The 19,793-nt window shown below is 60.9% G+C and carries 12 protein-coding genes; 2 read left to right on the top strand and 10 right to left on the bottom strand.

The features are described 5' to 3' along the window. Nucleotides 1-168: 168 nt before the first annotated feature. Both BM254_RS16565 and BM254_RS16560 read right to left on the bottom strand, forming a co-directional pair. A complete protein-coding gene (locus tag BM254_RS16565; RefSeq protein ID WP_092006410.1) occupies nucleotides 169-3,195 on the bottom strand; it encodes an efflux RND transporter permease subunit in 3,027 nt (1,008 codons plus the stop codon). Beyond that, nucleotides 3,192-4,274, bottom strand: coding sequence for an efflux RND transporter periplasmic adaptor subunit (locus BM254_RS16560; RefSeq protein WP_092006407.1), 1,083 nt, complete (start codon nucleotides 4,272-4,274; stop codon nucleotides 3,192-3,194). Before BM254_RS16560 ends, BM254_RS16565 begins: the two co-directional genes overlap by 4 nt. 163 nt (nucleotides 4,275-4,437) lie before the next feature. On the opposite strand from BM254_RS16560, the gene BM254_RS16555 reads away from it, so the two are divergent. Continuing rightward, nucleotides 4,438-5,073: a TetR/AcrR family transcriptional regulator gene (locus BM254_RS16555; RefSeq protein ID WP_092006405.1), complete on the top strand. Its 636-nt coding sequence runs from the start codon at nucleotides 4,438-4,440 to the stop codon at nucleotides 5,071-5,073. A gap of 10 nt (nucleotides 5,074-5,083) precedes the next feature. Here BM254_RS16555 and astB read toward each other — a convergent pair whose 3' ends face one another. From astB to BM254_RS16525, 6 genes are all read right to left on the bottom strand, one after another. After that, nucleotides 5,084-6,424, bottom strand: coding sequence for an N-succinylarginine dihydrolase (astB, locus tag BM254_RS16550; RefSeq protein WP_092006403.1), 1,341 nt, complete (start codon nucleotides 6,422-6,424; stop codon nucleotides 5,084-5,086). A gap of 25 nt (nucleotides 6,425-6,449) precedes the next feature. Further along, complete coding sequence (astD, locus tag BM254_RS16545) at nucleotides 6,450-7,925, bottom strand: succinylglutamate-semialdehyde dehydrogenase (protein ID WP_092006635.1); 1,476 nt, start codon at nucleotides 7,923-7,925, stop codon at nucleotides 6,450-6,452. Nucleotides 7,926-7,967: 42 nt separating this feature from the next. Then, on the bottom strand, nucleotides 7,968-9,101 hold the full coding sequence (astA, locus tag BM254_RS16540; protein WP_092006401.1) for an arginine N-succinyltransferase: 1,134 nt from the start codon (nucleotides 9,099-9,101) through the stop codon (nucleotides 7,968-7,970). A gap of 28 nt (nucleotides 9,102-9,129) precedes the next feature. After that, nucleotides 9,130-10,149 (bottom strand): arginine N-succinyltransferase, encoded by a 1,020-nt coding sequence (locus BM254_RS16535; RefSeq protein ID WP_092006397.1) that lies wholly within the window; start codon nucleotides 10,147-10,149, stop codon nucleotides 9,130-9,132. 163 nt (nucleotides 10,150-10,312) lie between these two features. Beyond that, on the bottom strand, nucleotides 10,313-11,527 hold the full coding sequence (locus BM254_RS16530) for an aspartate aminotransferase family protein (RefSeq protein ID WP_092006394.1): 1,215 nt from the start codon (nucleotides 11,525-11,527) through the stop codon (nucleotides 10,313-10,315). A gap of 94 nt (nucleotides 11,528-11,621) precedes the next feature. Beyond that, complete coding sequence (locus BM254_RS16525) at nucleotides 11,622-13,073, bottom strand: exonuclease domain-containing protein (protein WP_092006391.1); 1,452 nt, start codon at nucleotides 13,071-13,073, stop codon at nucleotides 11,622-11,624. A gap of 163 nt (nucleotides 13,074-13,236) precedes the next feature. Here BM254_RS16525 and BM254_RS16520 point away from each other — a divergent pair, with 163 nt between their 5' ends. Beyond that, nucleotides 13,237-14,373, top strand: coding sequence for a DcaP family trimeric outer membrane transporter (locus BM254_RS16520; protein WP_092006388.1), 1,137 nt, complete (start codon nucleotides 13,237-13,239; stop codon nucleotides 14,371-14,373). Nucleotides 14,374-14,891: 518 nt separating this feature from the next. On the opposite strand, the gene aceF is transcribed toward BM254_RS16520, so the two are convergent. Together aceF and aceE are read right to left on the bottom strand one after the other, a co-directional pair. Beyond that, nucleotides 14,892-16,532 carry a dihydrolipoyllysine-residue acetyltransferase gene (gene aceF / locus BM254_RS16515; protein ID WP_092006385.1) on the bottom strand — a complete coding sequence of 547 codons (1,641 nt, stop codon included), beginning with the start codon at nucleotides 16,530-16,532 and terminating at the stop codon, nucleotides 14,892-14,894. Between the two features lie 10 nt (nucleotides 16,533-16,542). Next, a complete protein-coding gene (gene aceE, locus BM254_RS16510; RefSeq protein WP_092006382.1) occupies nucleotides 16,543-19,206 on the bottom strand; it encodes a pyruvate dehydrogenase (acetyl-transferring), homodimeric type in 2,664 nt (887 codons plus the stop codon). Between the last annotated feature and the right edge of the window lie 587 nt (nucleotides 19,207-19,793).

Raw genomic sequence — 19,793 nt, 5'->3', positions numbered from 1 at the left:
CTCAAATCTCCGCCCCCTCAAGCCGGCGGAAAACCTTCTTCTGACCCCAAGTTCAATCAGTCCCGAGAGCCAAACCAACCCCAGGGATCTGATGCAGACTCCGGGGTCTGAAGAAAACCTTCTTCTGACCCCATCTTAATCCTCCCCCGAGCCCAAATCTCCATCCCCTCAAGCCGGCGCATTCTCCGGCTCCGGCACTTTCTCCCGAATCACCTGCACACAAACCGAAGGCACCACCAACAGCGTGAGCACCGTCGAGGCCAGCAGGCCAGAGATAATCGCCCAGGCCATCGGCGGCCACAGCGTGCTGCTGGAGAACGCCAGCGGCAGCAGGCCGGCGACGGTGGTGGCGGTGGTTAGCAGGATGGGGCGGGTGCGTTGTTCCACCGCGCTGCGGACGGCATCGCGGATGTCGCTGCCTTTTTCCAGCTCCCGGTCCATAACGTCCAGCAGGACGATGGCGTTGTTGACCACGATGCCCACCAGGGCGATGACGCCCAGCAAGGACTGGAAGCCGAAGGGCGAGCCGGATAGCACCAGGCCGGGGAAGATACCGACGGCTGCAAGAGGGACGGTCAGCAGGATGACGCCGACCCGGCGGAAGGAGTTGAACTGCAGCAGCAGGAAGAACAACAGCAACAGCACTCCGATGGGCGCGGCTTTGAGCAGGGCGCCGTTGGCATCGCCGGAGCCTTCGGCGTCGCCGCCCATTTCCATCCGCGTACCTTCGGGTAACGGGTTGTTTTCGAGGCCGGCATAGAGGCCGTCCAGGGCCTGGCTGAAGCTGTAGTCTTTGAGCAGGTTGGCGGTGACTGTGTTCACCGGAACACCGTCCCGGAGGTACCGGGCAGCCGGTTCCCAGCTGGTTTCCACGTTAGCCACCGCCGCCAAGGGCACCGCGTCGCCATTGCTGTTGTAGATGTTGACGGACAACAGGCGCGACAGGGGCAACGCGGTTCCTTCCCGGGATCGCAGGACCAGCGGAATCGGATCGTCTTCCTGGCGGTAGCGTTCGGCGACCACACCGAAGCTCTGGCCATAAAGGCTCTGGGCCACGTCGGCACGGGTCAGGCCATAACGGGCGGCGGAGGCGTCATCGACGTCGATGGCAATGCTAGGTACGCCGATATCAAGATCATGGCGCACATCCACGGTGCCCGGCACGCGCCGCAAAGTCGCGAACACCTGCTCAACCGCTTCGGTCCTCTTGGCATCGTCGGCATGATAGATGCGGATCTCCACCGGTGCTGCGCGAGGTGGCCCCTGCCCCAGCACGCCCACGGTGAGGTCCAGCTCGGGCATCTGTTCACTGGCATGGGCCCGAACCCAGCGCACCATCTCGGTGGTATCGGCCAGGGTCGGTGTACGAATTACGAGCCGGGCCCGGTTGGGCGCCTGGGGCGCGCGCTGGAGGTTGTAATAGAAACTCGGGCCGGTAAAGCCGACGAAACGGTGAACTTCCAGGGCGTCGGGCTGGGTGCGGATGGCCTGTTCCAGGCGGGCGGCTGCCTCGGCGGTGCGGGCCTGGTCGGTGCCTTCGGGCATGTAGAGTTCAACAATCACCCGGGGACGATCGGCGTTGGGGAAGAACTGCTGGGCCGTGAACGGCGTCAGCGCGAGGCTGATCGCTACCAGCACCGTTCCGGCGGCAATCAGCCGTTTCGGGTTGTTCGCCACCAGTCCACCCAGGAACCGGGCCAGGCCGATCAGCCGGTCGCGGTGCACGTTCTTCCTTGGTTTCAGAAACCGGGCCGCCAGCAACGGCACCGCCGAGATTGCCAGCAGGTAGCTGACCGACAGCGTCAGCATGATCATCACCGGGACGCCACGGGTAAAATCCGCCGCACCGCCCTTGGACAGCAACAGGGGTGCAAACGCCGCCAGGGTGGTGCCGGTGGAGGCGCCCAGAGGCCCGGCCAGCTCAGCTACCGCCTTGCGCAGGGCATCGAGTCGACGCATGCCCTGGTCCAGATGGCCCTGGATGTTCTCCACGATGACGATGGCGTTGTCGATCAGGATTCCCAGGGAGATCACCATGCCGATAACCGCCACCTGGTGCAGCACACCGCCGCCGAGGTCGTACAGGCCGATGCTGATCATGGCCACCATGGGCAGGATGGAAGCGACCAGCAAACCCATGCGCAAACCCATGCCGGTGAACACCACGCCGACAATGATCAGGACCGACAGCACCAGGCTCCAGGCCAGGTTGTCCAGCCGTTCCTCCACCTTGTCCGGCTGGAAGAACATTTCCCGGATTTCGTAGGGGGCGAAATCCGGGCGCAATTGTTCAATCCGCTCCCGCACCTGTTCACCAAAGCGGATAGCATCGGTGGTGCCCTCCTCCATGATCAGGGAGACCAGCACCACCCGCTCACCGTCGTACCAGGTTTCGGGTTGGCGCGGTTCGGCGGGGCCCCGCCAGACGTCGGCCGCAGCCGCCAGCGGCACCTGGGAGCCATCGGGCAGTTCAATCGGCGTGGCGCGGATGGCATCAATATCGGCAAATTCACTGTTGGGCAGGACTGACAATCGCCGGCCGTCCACCACCACGAAACCGCCGGGGATGGTCTGGTTGCGCCTTGCCAGGGTATCGAGCACCCGGGAGGGAGAGATGCCCAGACGGAACAAGGCGGCATCATCCAGGGCCAGAGTAATCTGCTCGTCGGCGTCACCGTCCAGCTCAATGCGGGAAACACCGGGGATATCGGCCAGATTCTGTTTAAGCCGCTCGGCGACCTCGGAGAGTTCGGTTACCGAGGGTGAGCCCCCGACAGCCAGAACAATGGCCGGGATATCAATCAGGCGGTCGTCCAGGGCCATCTGGCCCACATCATCGGGGAAATCCAGCCTGGCCCGTTCCATGGCCTGGCGCACCCGGTCCCAGGCCGGATCGGTATCGTAAATGTGATCTTCCAGCCGCAGCCTGACCAGGGCTACCCCGGTACGGGCCGTACCCTGGCTGAATTCGACTTCCTCTACCTGGCGCAGCTCATCGGCCAGGGGCTGGAGAACCAGCCGTTCCACCGCCTCCGCACTGGCACCCGGATAGTTCACCGTAATCAGGCCAGCCCGGTAGGGAAAGGAAGGATCCTCCTGCCGGGGCATGGTGCTGTAGGCGGCAATCCCGAGCAGGCACAGCATGGTCACCACCATGCCCAGCAGGCGCTGGCCGTTCAGTAGCCGGCGAGTCATCGCCGGATCTCCACGGTATCGCCGTCCGCCAGCCGGGTCATGCCGGCATAGACCACCTGGTCACCCGGCTTCAGGGCTTCGGAGCGCACCGCCACCTGCTCGCCGACAATGCGCTGGACCTGCACCGGAATGCGATCGGCCCGGTCATCGCGCACCCGGAATACAGTGGTACCACCGGGATCCCGGAGGACTGATAACAGGGGCACTGTCATTGCCGGGACGCTGGCTGGGGTGATACCCACTTCCACCGGCTGCCCCGGCTCCAGGGACGCTTCCGGCAGGCTGACCAGTATCGGGTGGAGTTCACCCCTGATCGCACTGCCCTGGGCAATCTCGACCACCGATCCTGTCACCGCAGCCAGATTCCGGTCATGGACCGCCCACACCGGTAACGTTTGCCCGAGGCTCACGTGGTCCAGCAGATAAGCTGGCACCCGCACTTCCACTTCCCGGCCATTGGAAGAGGACAACCGCATGACCGGCTGGCCGGCCGCCACAAACTCGTCTTTCTCCACCAGTAACGCCTCGATCCGGCCGCCGAAAGGCGCCTTCAGGGTGCTCTCTTCCAGCAACCGTATTGCTTCCGCCAGGGAGGCCTCGGCCGTGGCGACACTGGCTTTCAGGCCGTCCCGCCGGGCGGCGAGCTGTTCCAGCGCCTGTTCCGAGACCACGCCCCGTTCATGCAGGCGGCTGGAACGTTCCCACTCCCGTGCCGCCTGTTGGTACTGAGTCACCAGCTCTTCCAGCCGGGCACGGGCCGAATCGGTGGCCGGTTCCAGGGCGGGATTATAGACGCGAGCCAGCACGTCCCCGGCCTTCACGCTTTCACCCAGCTCAACGGACCGTTCCCTTAGAGTACCGCTGACCTGGAAGGTCAGGGTCGCGCGCTGCGCCGCCTGAACGATACCGGAGAACCGCAGGGGCAGCTCCTCTTCGAGCCCGCCGGATACCTCTGCAACACGGACGGAAACCGCCGCGGGTTTGGCTTCCGGCGACACATCGCCGGCCTTGCAGCCCGCCAGCAACAGTGAGAACAGCGCAACGGGAACCATCGCTGCGCCAAGTCGATGCATTTTCATAAACCGATCCTTCCATCCCTGCCTTCGGATAGGAGCAATCGCATCCGTGGATTACCCCACCCAGTTTTCAGACATCATGTCATTCTTTGACAAATTGTCAATAATCGGTTTTTATCGGGTTTCAGGTATCATGACCTGCTGTTTGAACCAACCGGAACGCCCCATGAGTGAACCACTGAAATCCCGCCGCGAACGCGAAAAACAGGCCCGTTACGACGCCATTCTGGACGCCGCGGAACTGGTGTTTTCAGAGAAGGGGTATGACAAGACCTCGATGGATGACATCGCCCGTACCGCCAGCCTGAGCCGGGCCCTGCTGTATGTGTACTTCAAGGACAAGGCAGCCATTCAGCGAGGGATCATGTTGCGGGCGGGCCAGAGTCTGGTGAGCCGGTTCGAGGAAGCGCGTAAAACTCAAAGCAAGGGGCTGGCCCAGATCCGCGCCATGGGTGAGGCCTATTACCGGTTCTACCAGGACGAGCCGGATTACTTCTCGGCCCTGACCAAGGCCTCCACCGCCATGGCAGATGCCGACGAAATCCAGGCCCACGAGATGCTGTGTTCCAAGAACGAGCTGATGGAGCTGATGGTGGGCGCCATCGAGCAGGGGCTTGCCGATGGCACCATGAGCCGGGAACGGATTCGCGATCCTATCGAGACCGCGCTCTACCTGCGCGGCGCCCTGCACGGGGTGATTTTGCTGTGCCAGGCGGAGATGGCCGAGGGCACCAGCGATTTCTCCGCCGACACCCTCATCCGGCACACCATGGACATGCTGACCTCATCGATCAGCGCGTGAGACTAAAAACTCAAAGCTGGAAGTCGTAGATCGAGCCGAGCCCCAGGATACCGGTGAGCTCATCCAGCGCCTTGCGCACTTCCTCCAGCAGCATGGGATCGCCCAGATCCTCCTGGGACAGTTCATCCCGGTAGTGCGCCTCCACCCAGGTCGTCAACCGCTCGTACAACTGGTCTGTGAGGATCACGCCCCGATTGATCGCCTTGAGTTCATCGTCGGTCAGCACCACCCGCAGTCTCAGACAGGCCGGACCACCGCCATTGCGCATGGACTGTTTGACATCAAAGACCTCCACCGAGGTGATCGGGCCGCCGGAAGCTACCAGGCTATCCAGGTACCGGCTGACCGAGGGGATCTCCCGGCATTCTCCGGGGACCGCCAGCAACATGCCATCAGGCGTATTGAGCAGCTGGCTGTTGAACAGGTAGGAGGCGACCGCATCCTCGAGGGGCACCTCGGCGCTGCTGACGCGAACCGCTTCAAGCTCCGCCCCGGAGAGTCGGGAACGGACATCCGCCAGCACCCGATCCTCGTCCAGGAAAGCCAGCTCGTGGTAGAACAGGGTGTTGCCATTGCCCACAGCGATGACGTCATTGTGGAACACCCCGGCATCGATAGCCGCCGGGTTCTGCTGGGCAAATACCAGGTTCCGGTCCCTCAGACCGTGCAAACGGGCAATCGCCTGTGACGCTTCCAGAGTCTGCCGGGCCGGGTATTTCACCGGGGCCGGGGCATCTTCATTGAAGGCAATCTGGCCATACACAAACAGCTCCACGCCGGGCTCGCCATAACCGCTGCACAGCCGGGTGTGATTGGCCGCGCCTTCGTCCCCGAAATGGCTGACCGACGGCAACGCCGGGTGGTGGGCGAAGTAGCTCTCGTCGGTGAAGATGGCCTTCAGGGCGCGGCCGGTCACCTCATGTTCGATGGACCGGTGGAACTTGGCGCTCAGGTTCGCGGGCGTGAAGTGCACCCGGTGATCGGCGGTATCGGCACTGGGTGAGACCGTTGCGGCGTTTGCAGTCCACATGGGCGATGCGGAGGAAACGGCCGCCAGGAGTGCTGGCGCTTCGGCCGCGACTTTCTTGAGAATGTCCCCATCGGAGCCCGCGAACCCGAGCGCCCGCAGGGTTGGAAGGTGCGGCCGCTCGTGGGGTGGCAGGACGCCCTGCACATAGCCCCGGTCGGCCAGCCGCTTCATCTTCGCCAGACCCTGGAGTGCCGCTTCCTTCGGATTGGAGACAGATCTCACATTGGACTTGGAGGCGACATTGCCCCAGGACAACCCGGCGTAGTTGTGCGTGGGTCCCACCAGGCCATCAAAGTTTGCTTCCACCGCGTGTTGGCTCATACTTTGCTTCCGCTTCCGTCAGTCATCAGTCAAAGGTCAGGCCCGGCGCCAGGCTCTCGGGCAGCTCGCTCTTGCGGGCCTCCAGGGAGGCCATGGGCCAGGCGCAGTAGTCGGCGGCATAATAGGCGCTGGGGCGGTGGTTGCCACTGGCGCCCACACCACCGAAGGGTGCGGCACTGCTCGCTCCGGTCAACGGCCGGTTCCAGTTGACGATGCCGGCCCGAACCTCTTCCACCAGTCGGTCGTAGAGCTTGCGGTCGTCGGACAGCAGACCCGCTGACAGGCCATAGCGGGTATTGTTGGCCAGCTCCAGCGCTTCATCGAAACTCTTGTAGCGATAGACCGTGAGCAGCGGACCGAAAAATTCCTCATCGGTCAGATCCAGGCCGGTGGCGTCGACAATCCCTGGCGACAAGAGTCCGGTGTCCGGCTTCAGCTGTTTCATCTCGAGCAGCGACTTGCCGCCCTGCTCCAGCATGCTCGCCTGGGCCGCCAGCAACTTGTCCGCCGCTTCCACGGAGATCACCGAGCCCATGAACGGCTGGGGATCGGCATCGAATTCACCGACCTTGATCTTGCCGGCCACCTCAACAAGGCGGTCCAGGAACTGGTCGCCTTTCTTGCCCTTGGGCACCAGCAGGCGCCGGGCGCAGGTGCAGCGCTGCCCCGCTGACAGGAACGCAGACTGGAGGGCATGGTGGACCGCGCCGTCCACATCCGCCACATCCTGGACGATCAGCGGGTTGTTACCGCCCATCTCCAGGGCCAGGATTTTCTCCGGCTGGCCGCCGAACTGCTGGTGCAGCAGGTGGCCCACGGTTGAGCTGCCGGTAAAGAACAGGCCGTCAATCATGGGATGGCTGGCGAGAGACTTGCCGGTAGCCGCGGCGCCCTGCACCAGGTTCATCACACCATCGGGCAGGCCGGCCTTTTCCCAGAATTTGACCGTCATTTCCGCCACACCGGGTGTTAGCTCACTGGGCTTGAATACCACGGTATTTCCCGCCAGCAGGGCCGGCACAATATGACCGTTGGGCAGGTGCCCCGGGAAGTTGTAGGGGCCGAACACGGCCACCACACCATGGGGACGGTGCCGCAACACGGCATGGCCGCCGGCCACCTCGGACTCGCTGTGACCGGTACGCTCGTTATAGGCCTTGATGGAAATTGCCACCTTGCCAATCATGGCGGCCACCTCGGTGCGGGACTCCCACAGCGGCTTGCCGGTTTCCAGGCCGATCTGGTGCGCCAGGTCTTCCTTGTTCGCCTCCAGCTGGTCACGGAACGCCTCAATCACGGCCTGGCGCTCGGCGAAACTCTTGCGCTGCCACTTCACGAACGCATTGCGGGCTTCACGGACGGCGGCATCGACGTCTTCCAGGTTCGCGCCGGTACCATCCCATACGGTTTCACCGGTCACCGGTTGAACGGATTCGAAGGGAAGACCGTGGCCGGTCAGCCATAGTCCGTCGATAAAGATTTCACCTGTCAGATTGGCCATGGTCATGCACCTCCCGGTCCTGGAGTTCCTGTCATCCGCGCCTCAGTCCCACGATGAATGGCTACGGTACTTCTTGATCCTGCTCTGGGATAGTTCATCAGTATTTTCGCTTTCCCTATGGGAATGAATGGGCCAGAAACCGCCTTCTTTCAAGGGCGCCAGGCGCACCGAATCCCCGGACTGCACCTGTAACGCCTCTGCCACTTCCGGCGGCATCCGGACAGTCTCGGGGCCGATGTACTTCGCCGGCATCGTGGTCACCCGGAAGTCCCGGAAGGAACGGTTTGAAACCATTACCCGCTCCGCCGGCGGCGCCTCCAGACTCATGGGCTTACTGGTGACCAGGACATAGCGGTTCACACTCTCGCGAATGGTGCGGATATTGTGCACAAACGCTTCCACCACCGGGCCGCCATCGAAGATGTCCACCAGGCCGTTGAAGTTGAAGCCCTCGGCCTGGAGCATCTTCAGCGCCGGCACGGTATTCTCGTGCACCCGGCCGATAACCGCCCGCGCCGAGTCCGGCAACATCGGCACATAGATGGGGTACTTGGGCATCAGTTCGGCGATGAACGACTTGTTGCCGAGCCCGGAGAGCTTGTCCGCCTCGCTGAATTCCATGTCGAAGAACTTGGCCCCCAACGCATCCCAGAGCGGGCTCTGCCCGTTCCGGTCGGACACCCCGCGCATTTCGGCAAAGACCTTCTCGGAGAAGTGCTTGCGGAACTCGTCCAGGTACATGAACCGGCAACGGGACAGCAGCAGCCCGTTGCCGCCGCCCTTGTAATCATCCGACAGCAACAGCGAGCAGATCTCACTGGTGTCGGTCATGTCGTTGGACAGTTGCAGGGTGGGCGTTCGCACATGCACGCCAAGCTCTTTCGATGCGTTGACGGTGAGGCTCAGCCGGTAATTGTAGAACACCTCGTCCAACCCGACCCGGGCCTGGATTCCGCTGATGCCCACGGCCTTGCCGGTGGCAATGTCCTGCAGAGCGAACAGGTATAACCCGGCTTCCGGCGCGCAACGCTGGTTGAAAGTTTCCCGGGCATGATTGATCTTGCGTTGCAGCAACTCGCGATCGGCAGGCAGGGTGGTCAGGCCCTTACCGGCATTGAGCGCCATGGTGTAGAGATCGTCGAGGTCGTTTTCCTGCAGTGGCCGGATTACCAGCATGGCCGGGCCTCCTGTTTGCGATTCCGATTCATAGCGGCGCGATCCTTACGGTGTCGCCGGCGCTCTTGTTAAGCAGCTGCCAGGTGCGAACCGGAACCTGTACTTTTCCTTCGAGGGTGACCGCGACCGGGGTCAGGGCGCAACGGAAATCCGCGCCCTCCCCGGCGGCGATGAGGCAGTTTTCCCCGGCGTCCTCGTGGCTGGCATGCAATTCCTTGCGATCGCTGGTGACCAGTGTTCGCAGGCTGTCGGTGCGGGCCTCGAGCACCGGGCCGGCGTCGAAGATATCGAGGTAGCAGCCGGCCTGGAATCCCTCCCGTTGCAGCAGTTCCAGGTTGGGCACGGTCAGTTTATGGGCCTGGCCCATGGCGTCCTGTGCTTTGGTGCTGAGCAGGGTGACGTAGATGGGGTTCGGCGGCATCAGTTCGGCGATGAAGGTCTTGCTGAGGGTTCCCGAATACTGGTCGGCGGTCTGGAAATCCATGTTGAAGAAGTGCCGCCCGAGGCTGTCCCAGAAGGGCACGCTGCCATCGTCTTCCTGGACGCCCTGGATCTCGACGACCATTCGGTTGCTGAACCATTCGCGGTGTTCGGCGATGAACAGCAGACGGGCCCGGGAGAGCAGTTCGAAGGCGTCGGTGGTTCGCAGTTCGGGTTTGATGGCGAAGGAGCAGAGCAGGCTCTGGTCGGTCAGGCCGTGGCTGGGGTACAGAACTTCAACTCGCCGGGAGACGCCCAGTTCGTGGGAGGCGTGGATGAGGGCGTCGCGTCGGTAGTTGTAGAACGGCTGGCCGTTGCCGGCGCGGGCGTCGATGCCTGCGGTGCCGAGGATTTCGCCGGTTTCGGTGTTTTCGAGGACGAAGAGGAATCTTGGGGGTTCTTCTTCGTCGCTGGTTTTGCCGGCGAAGGAGTCCTGGGAGTGGCGGATTTTGTTGGCCAGGGCTTCCTGCTGTTTCGGGAGTGTCGAGGACAGTCTGGCGCCCTGGGTGCCTGCGATTTCCAGGATCGGTTCCAGGTCAGCTGGGGTTGCCGGACGGACTAGCCACATAGTTGCTTCCTGTTACTTACTTGTATCGGAGTTGTCCGGCCGGCCCAAGCCCGGTTCCCCACGCCGGGAACCGCTACGAGCACGTCCATGTGCGCTTGTTTCAGGCCTTCCCTGGCCTTCAACATTCCCGGCGTGGGGAACCGAGCTCCGGCCTACTTGGTCATTATGCCGTCAACTTCTCAACTGCTCTTTCGAAGCGCTCTAGCGCTTCTTCGATGTCCTGATCCGGGATGATCAGTGACGGCGCCAGGCGGACAACGTTTCCGCCGGCGACCAGTACCATCACACCTTCATCGAGACCGGCATTCAGGAAATCCTTGGCCTTGCCCTGCCATTTCTCGGTCAGTACACAGCCCAGCAACAGGCCAGCACCGCGGACTTCGCTGAAGATGCCGTAACGCTCGCCGATGTCCATCATGCCCTTGCGGAGTTTGTCGGAGCGGGCTTTGACGCCCTTGAGGATTTCCGGCTGGCTGATGGTGTCGACGACTTTCTGGGCCACGGCGCAGGCCAGAGCGTTGCCGCCGTAGGTGCTGCCGTGGGTGCCGACGCCGAGGCTGGCGGCGATTTTGGCGGTGGTGAGCATGGCCGCTACCGGGAAGCCGCCGCCGAGGCCCTTGGCGCTGGAGAGGATGTCCGGGACGACGTCGTACATTTCGTAGGCGTACAGGTGACCGGTACGGCCGACGCCGGTCTGGACTTCGTCGAAGACCAGCAGGGCGTCGTTTTCGTCGCACAACTTGCGCAAACCTTTGAGGAATTCGGGATCGGCGGGCATGACGCCGCCTTCGCCCTGGATCGGTTCAACCACGACGGCGCAGGTTTTCTCTTTGGAGATCAGGGCCTTCACGGAGTCGAGGTTGTTGTACTCGGCGTGGTGAATGCCGCCCGGAGCCGGTTCGAAGCCTTCGAGGTACTTGGGCTGGCCACCGACGCTGACGGTGAACAGGGTGCGGCCGTGGAAGGAGTTGGTGAACGAGATGATTTCGTTCTTCTCCGGACCGAAGTGTTCCCACCCATAGCGACGGGCCAGTTTGAAGGCGGCTTCGTTGGCTTCGCCGCCGGAGTTGGCGAAGAATACACGTTCGGCGAAGGTGAGGTCGCACAGGGTCTTGGCCAGGCGCAAGGCCGGTTCGTTGGTCATGACGTTGGACAGGTGCCAGATTTTCTCGGCCTGTTCCTGGAGTGCGCCGATGAGCCCGGGGTGGGAGTGGCCGAGGCAGGTTACGGCGATACCACCCTGGAGATCCACGAACTCCCGACCTTCCTGGTCCCAGATGCGAGAGCCTTCACCGCGCACCGGGATGATGCTTCCGGGGGCGTAGTTGGGCACCATGACTTCATCAAACAGTTCGCGGGAAACGGGCTCTTTGTTCATAAATCTCTCTCAGCGGGATCTAAACCTTTAACATAGCAGGCAATGTTTCAGATTCGCACTAGGTACGAATGCGGACCGTTCCATAATACGCCACTCAGGGCATAAGAACATCCGGTGTGCCGGTGGACGGCAGTTCGATCAGGCGCGGGGGCTTGCTGCCACGTCCGAGAAGTGTCTTGACCAGCAGTTTGTACGAATCGAGATCAAAGGTCACTGACTGACCGCGCAGGGAGAGGTCGTGCAGTTCGTCTTCGTGGTGAACAGTGGCGACGTGTATCCAGTTGTAGACCACCAGGATGTCCGTCCGCCCGGTTTTCTCGTTACGCTCGACAATGCCGACCGGCCCCTGCCAGGGCCAGGTTGTCAGGCGCAGGCCGTGGAAGGCGATCTGCGTCCGCAGGTTGTAGCGAACGACATCCTCTTCCCCTTCACAGGCGCCCTTGCACCGGCCGAGGGTGCGCTGGAAGCAGGCGCCTTCGTGCTCGGGCTCCAGGCCCAGCAGCTGATTGCACAGCTCGTTCTTGGCCGCGATGCCGCTGAGTGCCCGTTCCGCATCCCGCTTGCTGCGAAACAGTCCGAAATAGCCCCCAAGCCTATGTGGTTCGATCTCCCGCACCAGCCGGGCCTGCAGGTAGCCGGATTCGTTGGTTGTCAGCTCGATGCTGACCAGGTTCTTCGCCGCCCGGGAGCGACGGTTGAACATGGGTTTGAGGGCCTTGATCTGCTTCAGCTCGAGCAGTAGTGCCCCTAACTCTCCGGCGGTCTCCGTCCACTCCACACGCCGCAGGCTTTCCGACATCCGCACGCCGCGGCTGGAGTTGTGATCCCCGGAAAAGTGGGAAGCGACCCGCTGGGCAATATTGGTGCTTTTGCCCACGTAGAGCAGCACATCGTTCTCACCATAGAACCGATACACACCCGGCACACGGGGCAACTCATCCATGATGCCCGGCGGCAGGTTCGAGGGCACGCTGGGCTTTTGCAGCAACTCCCGGATGGCGTTCTCCATGGGTTCGGCGCCATGCTCGTTCCGGGCATGCTCGAAAAACGCCAGCATCGCGGACACATCTCCCATGGCCCGGTGCCGCTGCACCTGCGCGAGGCCATGACGGGCAATCAGCGCATCCATGTTGTGGCGCCGGAACTCGGGATACAGCCTTCTTGAGAGTTTCACCGTGCACAGTACCCGGGCAGAGAACATCCGGCCCAGCCGCCGGAACTCGGATTTAATGAAGCCGTAATCAAAGCGCGCGTTGTGGGCCACGAACACACAACCCTTCAACTGCGCTTCCAGCTCATCCGCCACCTCCCCGAACACCGGCGCTCCGGCCACCATCTCATTGCTGATACCGGTAAGCCGTTCAATAAATGGTGAAATCCTGGTTTCGGGGTTAAGCAGTGTCTGCCACTCTCCGACCACCTCACCGGCTCGCCAGAACCGGATGCCGATTTCCGTTATGCGGTCATGGGACGAATTGCCCCCGGTGGTTTCAATATCCAGAAACGCAAAGGTGTTGTCTGTAAGGTATGTACTTTGGGAGGTCATTGCTCACCATTACGACGAAAGGTCAACCGCAGATGTCTGTATATCAACGAAATCCGCCTATAGACATTCGTCTTAATAATCGACGAATTTATTTGAATTGTCATGGATTCGTAACTACCTTGTTTGTGGGTCCAACAACAACAAATGTGTGGAGACAACAACGATGCAAAGCAACAACAAATTGAGAATGGCAATTCGTGCGACGGCAGCAGTAGCGGTGATGGGCGTAGCTGGACAAGCAGGCGCTCTGACCCTGAACGTCGGCGATGATGTCGATGCTAGCCTGTATGGTTATGCTCGTCTGAACATGAGCTACGATATCGATGACAACCGCGCAGTATCCACTCGCGCCGGTTCTTTTACTCCAGCCAACGAAGAGATTGATGGCCACTTCGGTGCGGATGTACAACAAAGCCGTATCGGCGTGAAAGTAAACCACGCCTCTGGCGTAATGGTTAACATTGAGGGCGATTTCCGTGGTGCCGGCAACAGCGCAGGCAGCCTGCGTATGCGTCACGCCTACGGTACCTATCAGGGCTTTTTGGCTGGCCGTACATGGTCCAACACAATCAGCTTCGTAGGCTCTACCCCGACACTCGACTTTGATGGTATTGCTGGTAGCCACGGCAGCTGGGATCGTACCGAGCAGATCCGTTACACCACTGGGCCAATGTCCTTCGCCATTGAAGATCCGAGCTCTCAAGCAGTACTGGCCGCTGGCGGCAACACTCGCACCTCAGCTCCCGCCTTCACTGCACGCATCGAAGATTCGGTTGACGCTTTCTCCTATGCAGCCTCTGCTTCGGCCAGCCAGGTCACAGCCGATGATGGCGTGAACGATGACAGCGCTATCGGCTTCTCAGCTGCAGCTAGCGCCAAACTGAAACTGAGCGACATGTTCTCTGTTCAGGGTGCAATCAACTACACCGATGGAGCCACCGGCTACCTGTGGCGCTCCGGCTCTAACTACTATGGCCCAAGCGCCTACATCGATGGCGATAGCGTAGAAACCATCGAAGGCTATGGCGGTAACATCGGCGTTAGCATGGCACTGGGCGGCGGCAGCAGCATCAACGTAGCATATGGCATGACTACTCTGGACCTGGACGATGCAATTGCTGCAGGCGCAACAACTGATGCAGATCCGGAAACCAACCAGAACCTGTTCGTCAACTACATGTGGACACCGGTTCAAAACGTCATGATGGGCGTTGAATACGGTTACTTCGATCAGGAAACCGTTGCCGGCGAATCAGCTGACGCTAACCGCCTGATGTTCGCAGCACAGTACAACTTCTAATCCTTCCTTTTTAGAAGTTAACTCGGAAAGGCCCCGGCATTTGCCGGGGCTTTTTCGTTTGTGGGAGAGCAACAGGTTTTGCCTCGCTCCTCCACCTTGCCCAGCTCCGACATTCCCGAGCTAACTCTGGAGCCTGAGGCAGATCAGGGGTCTGATGAAAACCTTCATCTGACCCCGTTTTGGAGGTCAGCGCCAAAGCTTTGGGGGTTAGTCCAAGAAGGGGTCAGAAGAAAGTGTTCTTCAGACCCCTGAGCGTTCGAGCTTTGGGGATCAGTCCAAGAAGGGGTCAGAAGAAGGCGTTCTTCTGACCCCGGAGCATTCTACCCCCTGCGTATGAATAAAGCTGGGATAACTCGGAGACAAAAAAAGAGAGGCGGGTACTGCGATTCAGAACTGTTGAGGGCCAGGGACGGCCCGAAACAAGCGCACAGGGATGTGCTCGTAGCGTGTTCTGAATCGCAGTACCCGCCTCTCGACACCCCCGAACCATCAAGGCTGGGGGCGGATTCAGCGGAGATTTACAGCAGCAGCGTCCGAATATCCCCCAACAGCTGCGTCAACAGGTTGGTAAACCGCGCCGCATCAGCCCCGTTCACCGCACGGTGGTCGTAGGACAGCGACAGCGGCAGCATCAGCCGCGGCTGGAACTCGTTGCCATCCCAGACCGGCTTCATGGCCGCCTTGGAGACACCGAGGATCGCCACCTCCGGCGTGTTCACGATCGGCGTGAACGCGGTACCACCGATGCCACCCAGACTGGTGATGGTAAAGCAGGCACCCTGCATCTCGGCAGGCTTCAGCTGCTTGTCCCGTGCCTTCTGGGCCAGCTCGGCACTCTCGGCCGCCAGATCCCACAGACCCTTCTGGTCCACGTCACGGATGACCGGAACCATCAGACCGTGCGGGGTATCCACCGCGATACCGATGTGGATGTACTTCTTGCGAACCACCTCCTTGCGCTCCATGTCCAGGGACACGTTGAACTGGGGCAGTTCCGCCAGTGCAGCCGCACAAGCCTTGAGCAGGAACGGAAGTGGCGTCATCTTCACGCCCTTCTTCTCGCCCGCTGCCTTCTGGGCCTTGCGGAAGCTCTCCATCTCGGTGATGTCGGCTTCGTCAAACTGGGTCACGTGAGGCACGTTCAGCCAGCTGCGCTGCATGTTGGTGGCCGTGGCCGCCATCATGCGCGACATGGACTCGCGCTCCACCTCGCCGAACTGGCTGAAGTCCGGCAGTTTCACACCCGGAATACCGGAGCCGGTAGCCACACCGCCGCCCTGCTGGGCCTGCTGCAGCTGACCCTTCACATAGGCCTGGACGTCGTCCTTCACAATCCGGCCTTTCGGGCCACTGCCCTTCACGCGGGTCAGATCCGCACCCAGCTCTCGGGCCAACTTGCGCACGGCCGGGCCGGCATGGACCTTGGCACCCGGTGACGGCGGCTCGTAGGTGGAACCCTGGGGCTGCGGCGTAGCTTCCTGCTTCGGCTTCTCGGCAGGCTTGCTTTCCGCTTTCTCTTCCTTCGCCGGCGCGGAAGGCGCTTCCTCTTCCTCGCCACCTTCTTCGACGATGGTCATCTCCAGCAGGTCGTCACCCTCGGAGAGCTTGTCCCCCTCCTTCACCAGGATCTTTTCCACCTTGCCGGCATAGGGAGACGGCACTTCCATCGTCGCCTTGTCGGACTCCACAGTCACCAGCGGATCGTCCGCCTCGATGGTGTCGCCTTCGGAGACGTTGATCTCGATGACCGGCACGTTGTCGAAACCGTCCAGGTTCGGGACCTTGACCGTCTCCTTACGGCTGCCGCCGGATTTCTTTTTCGGCGCAGGTTTGCTCTCTTCGGATTTGGCCTCAGCTTGCTCTTCAGCCTTTTCCTCCTCCTGCTCCTCGCCGGCAGACTCGTCGGAGCCACCGGACTCACCGCTGACCTCCATCATACCGACGACATCGCCTTCGCTGACCTTGTCACCCACCTTGACGGTGATCTTGGTGATCTTGCCCTTGAGAGGCGCCGGCAGCTCGACGGAAGCCTTGTCGGACTCCACGGTCAGAATCGGATCTTCTTCCTCAACCGAATCCCCTTCGCTGGCGATGATTTCGATGATCTCGACTTCATCAGCACCGCCGAGATCGGGAACCTTGATTTCCTGTTCACTCATGGCGGTCTCCTTAGCTCAGCACCGGGTTCGTTTTGTTGCGATCGATTCCGTACTTGCGCATGGCTTCGAGAACCTGCTCTTCCTTGATCTCTCCGTCTTTGGCCAGGGCGGACAGCGCGGTGACTGTCACGTAGTAGCGATCCACCTCGAAGAAGTTACGCAGCTTCTCGCGGGTATCGCTGCGGCCGAAGCCGTCGGTGCCCAGGGTCATGAAGGTCTTGGGGATGAACGCCCGCAGCTGCTCGGAGTGCAGCTTGATGTAGTCGGTGGAGGACACCACCGGCCCCTGCTCCTTCTCCAGCATCTGGGTGACGTAGGCCTTCTTGGGCTTGTCGTCCGGGTGCAGGTGGTTCCAGCGCTCCACGTGCTGACCGTCGCGGGCCAGTTCGTTGTAGCTGGTCACGCTCCACACGTCCGAGGCCACGCCCCAGTCGTCTTTCAGCATCTGGGCGGCGGCACGAACCTCGTTGAGGATGGCGCCGGAGCCGAGCAGCTGGACCCGCGGGCTCTTCTTGCGGCCCTTGGTTTCAACAGACTCGTACTTGTACATACCCTTGATGATGCCGTCCTCGCAGTCCTTCGGCATCGCCGGCTGCTCGTACATCTCGTTTTCGATGGTCAGGTAGTAGAAGACGTTCCGGTTCTCCTCGAACATCTCCTTCATACCGTGACGGATCACCACGGCCATCTCGTAGCCGTAGGCCGGGTCGTAGGCCTTACAGTTCGGGATGGTGTTGGCCAGGATGTGGCTGTGGCCGTCCTGGTGCTGCAGGCCTTCACCGTTAAGGGTGGTACGGCCGGCAGTGCCACCGATCAGGAAGCCACGGGCCTGGATGTCACCGGAGGCCCAGGCCAGGTCACCGATCCGCTGGAAGCCGAACATGGAATAGAACACATAGAACGGGATCAGCGGGAAGTTGTTGGTGCTGTAGGAAGTAGCTGCTGCCATCCAGGCGGCCATGGAACCGTCTTCGTTGATACCTTCCTGGAGGATCTGGCCTTTCTTGTCCTCCCGGTAATACATGATCTGGTCACGGTCCTGGGGCACGTATTTCTGGCCCTCGGAGGTGTAGATACCCAGCTGACGGAACATGCCCTCCATACCAAAGGTCCGGGCTTCGTCCGGCACGATTGGTACCACGCGCTTGCCGATGCGCTTGTCCTTCACCAGGGCTGTGAGAATGCGCACGAACGCCATGGTGGTGGAGATCTCGCGGCCGTTGGAGCCTTCCAGCACCTGCTTGAAGATATCCAGCTCGGGAATCTGCAACGGCTGGCAGTCCTTACGACGCTTCGGATAGAAGCCACCCAGATCCTGGCGACGCTTCTTCATGTATACCATCTCGGGGCTGTCCGGCGCCGGACGGTAGTAAGGAATTTCTTCCAGCTCGTCGTCCTTCAGCGGCACACCGAAGCGGTCCCGGAATTCCTTCAGGGTGTCCTTGTCCAGCTTCTTCAGGGAGTGGGCGGTGTTCTGGGCTTCGCCCGCCGCGCCGAAACCATAGCCCTTGATGGTGTGGGCGAGGATCACAGTCGGCTTGCCGTTGGCCTGGTTGACGGCCTTGTGATAGGCCGCGTAGACCTTGTACGGGTCGTGACCACCGCGGTTGAGCTTGGCGATGTCCTCGTCGGACAGGTTCTCCGCCAGCTTGGCCAGCTCCGGATGCTTGCCGAAGAATTCCTTGCGGGTGTAGGCCGGCCCCTGGAACACGTAGTTCTGCAGGTCGCCATCGCAGATTTCATCCATGGTCCGCTGCATGATGCCGTCTTCGTCTTTCTCGAACAGCGGATCCCACATGCGGCCCCAGACCACCTTGATCACGTTCCAGCCGGCACCGCGGAAGACACCTTCCAGTTCCTGGATGATCTTGCCGTTACCACGGACCGGGCCGTCCAGACGCTGCAGGTTACAGTTGACCACGAAGATCAGGTTGTCCAGACCTTCACGGCCCGCCTTGGAGATGGAGCCCAGGGTTTCCGGCTCGTCGCACTCGCCGTCACCCAGGAAGCCCCATACCTTGCGGCCGTCCATGTCGATCAGCTCGCGGCTGTGCAGGTACTTCATGACGTGGGCCTGGTAAATGGCCTGAATCGGCCCAAGGCCCATGGAAACCGTGGGGAACTGCCAGTAATCCGGCATCAGCCAGGGGTGCGGGTAGGAGGACAGGCCTTCGCCATCGACCTCTTCCCGGTACTTGTCCAGCTGCGATTCGTCGAACCGACCTTCCAGGAAAGAGCGGGCGTAGATACCTGGCGCCGCGTGACCCTGGAAATACACCAGGTCGGACTCGCGCTTCTCGTCGCCACCGTGGAAGAAGTAGTTGAAGCCCACGTCGTAGAGCGTGGCAGCCGAGGAGAAGGTAGAAATATGGCCACCGAGCTCGCCCGGGCGCTTGTTGGCGCGGACCACCATGGCCATGGCGTTCCAGCGGATCAGGGAACGGATACGACGCTCCATGAAAAGGTCGCCCGGCATCTGGGCCTGCTGAATCACCGGAATGGTGTTGCGGAACGGCGTGGTAATGGAATACGGCAACTCGGTGCCATCGCGGCTGGCGCGCTCGGAGAGTCGCTCCAGAATATATTTGGCTCGCTCAACGCCTTCGTTCTCGATCAGAGATTCCAGTGCGTCAAGCCATTCACTGGTTTCAATGGGATCATCGTCCTGGTACATCAAACCCTCCCCTTGGCATCAAAAGGTGCAGCGCGGGCCACGATCAGCAGCCGCTGCGCATACAGTGTCGATAAGCTGCGTGAAAATGCAGAGTAATTGTTATGGGTGTATCAGCCTGATGGCGGTACTGCAGGACAGTACATGGAACCTCCATCAAGCATAGAACAGCTTTCAAAGTTTTCCTGCCCGGCTGGCCCTGTGGAATCAGGCTTTTGGCCCGCGGCAAGCCGGTGATTCGAGAGCGTGCTCACATTGATGCGCCCGAAGTTGTAGTGTTTTTACTACATTTTGATTGAGCAAAGCAATCAAATGGGCCCATAGGGCCCTTCGAACAACATTCCATTGCGGTTACTTACGCAAGAATGACCTTTTTCAGACCACCACACAACCAGAATCAGACCAAGGTCGTAGTTTTCCGAACACGCCCAAAATTCATAGCGTTACTAAATGATCCGGCACCGATCTGACTCTTTCTTCGATCTATTTCTCTTTTATTTTCAGATGCTTTTAAGCTCCTTCAAGCCGCGCACCCTACATCTTTGGCGACATTTTTTAATTAGACCTGAAAATAAATTCCGATTTATGTA

This window comes from Marinobacter pelagius (genome assembly GCF_900114925.1).
In the GTDB taxonomy this organism is placed as follows: Bacteria; Pseudomonadota; Gammaproteobacteria; order Pseudomonadales; family Oleiphilaceae; genus Marinobacter; species Marinobacter pelagius.
Note: the sequence above shows the minus strand (reverse complement) of the source record. Positions and strands in the feature narration are given on the sequence as shown.

What these genes read in the sequence shown, in the direction of transcription:
- astD (WP_092006635.1), bottom strand. Translation starts at nt 7,925, where the DNA reads ATGGCCAATCTGACAGGTGAAATCTTTATCGACGGACTATGGCTGACC.
- BM254_RS16520 (WP_092006388.1), top strand. Translation starts at nt 13,237, where the DNA reads ATGCAAAGCAACAACAAATTGAGAATGGCAATTCGTGCGACGGCAGCA.
- BM254_RS16565 (WP_092006410.1), bottom strand. Translation starts at nt 3,195, where the DNA reads ATGACTCGCCGGCTACTGAACGGCCAGCGCCTGCTGGGCATGGTGGTG.
- BM254_RS16530 (WP_092006394.1), bottom strand. Translation starts at nt 11,527, where the DNA reads ATGAACAAAGAGCCCGTTTCCCGCGAACTGTTTGATGAAGTCATGGTG.
- aceE (WP_092006382.1), bottom strand. Translation starts at nt 19,206, where the DNA reads ATGTACCAGGACGATGATCCCATTGAAACCAGTGAATGGCTTGACGCA.
- astA (WP_092006401.1), bottom strand. Translation starts at nt 9,101, where the DNA reads ATGCTGGTAATCCGGCCACTGCAGGAAAACGACCTCGACGATCTCTAC.
- BM254_RS16525 (WP_092006391.1), bottom strand. Translation starts at nt 13,073, where the DNA reads ATGACCTCCCAAAGTACATACCTTACAGACAACACCTTTGCGTTTCTG.
- BM254_RS16535 (WP_092006397.1), bottom strand. Translation starts at nt 10,149, where the DNA reads ATGTGGCTAGTCCGTCCGGCAACCCCAGCTGACCTGGAACCGATCCTG.
- BM254_RS16555 (WP_092006405.1), top strand. Translation starts at nt 4,438, where the DNA reads ATGAGTGAACCACTGAAATCCCGCCGCGAACGCGAAAAACAGGCCCGT.
- BM254_RS16560 (WP_092006407.1), bottom strand. Translation starts at nt 4,274, where the DNA reads ATGAAAATGCATCGACTTGGCGCAGCGATGGTTCCCGTTGCGCTGTTC.
- aceF (WP_092006385.1), bottom strand. Translation starts at nt 16,532, where the DNA reads ATGAGTGAACAGGAAATCAAGGTTCCCGATCTCGGCGGTGCTGATGAA.
- astB (WP_092006403.1), bottom strand. Translation starts at nt 6,424, where the DNA reads ATGAGCCAACACGCGGTGGAAGCAAACTTTGATGGCCTGGTGGGACCC.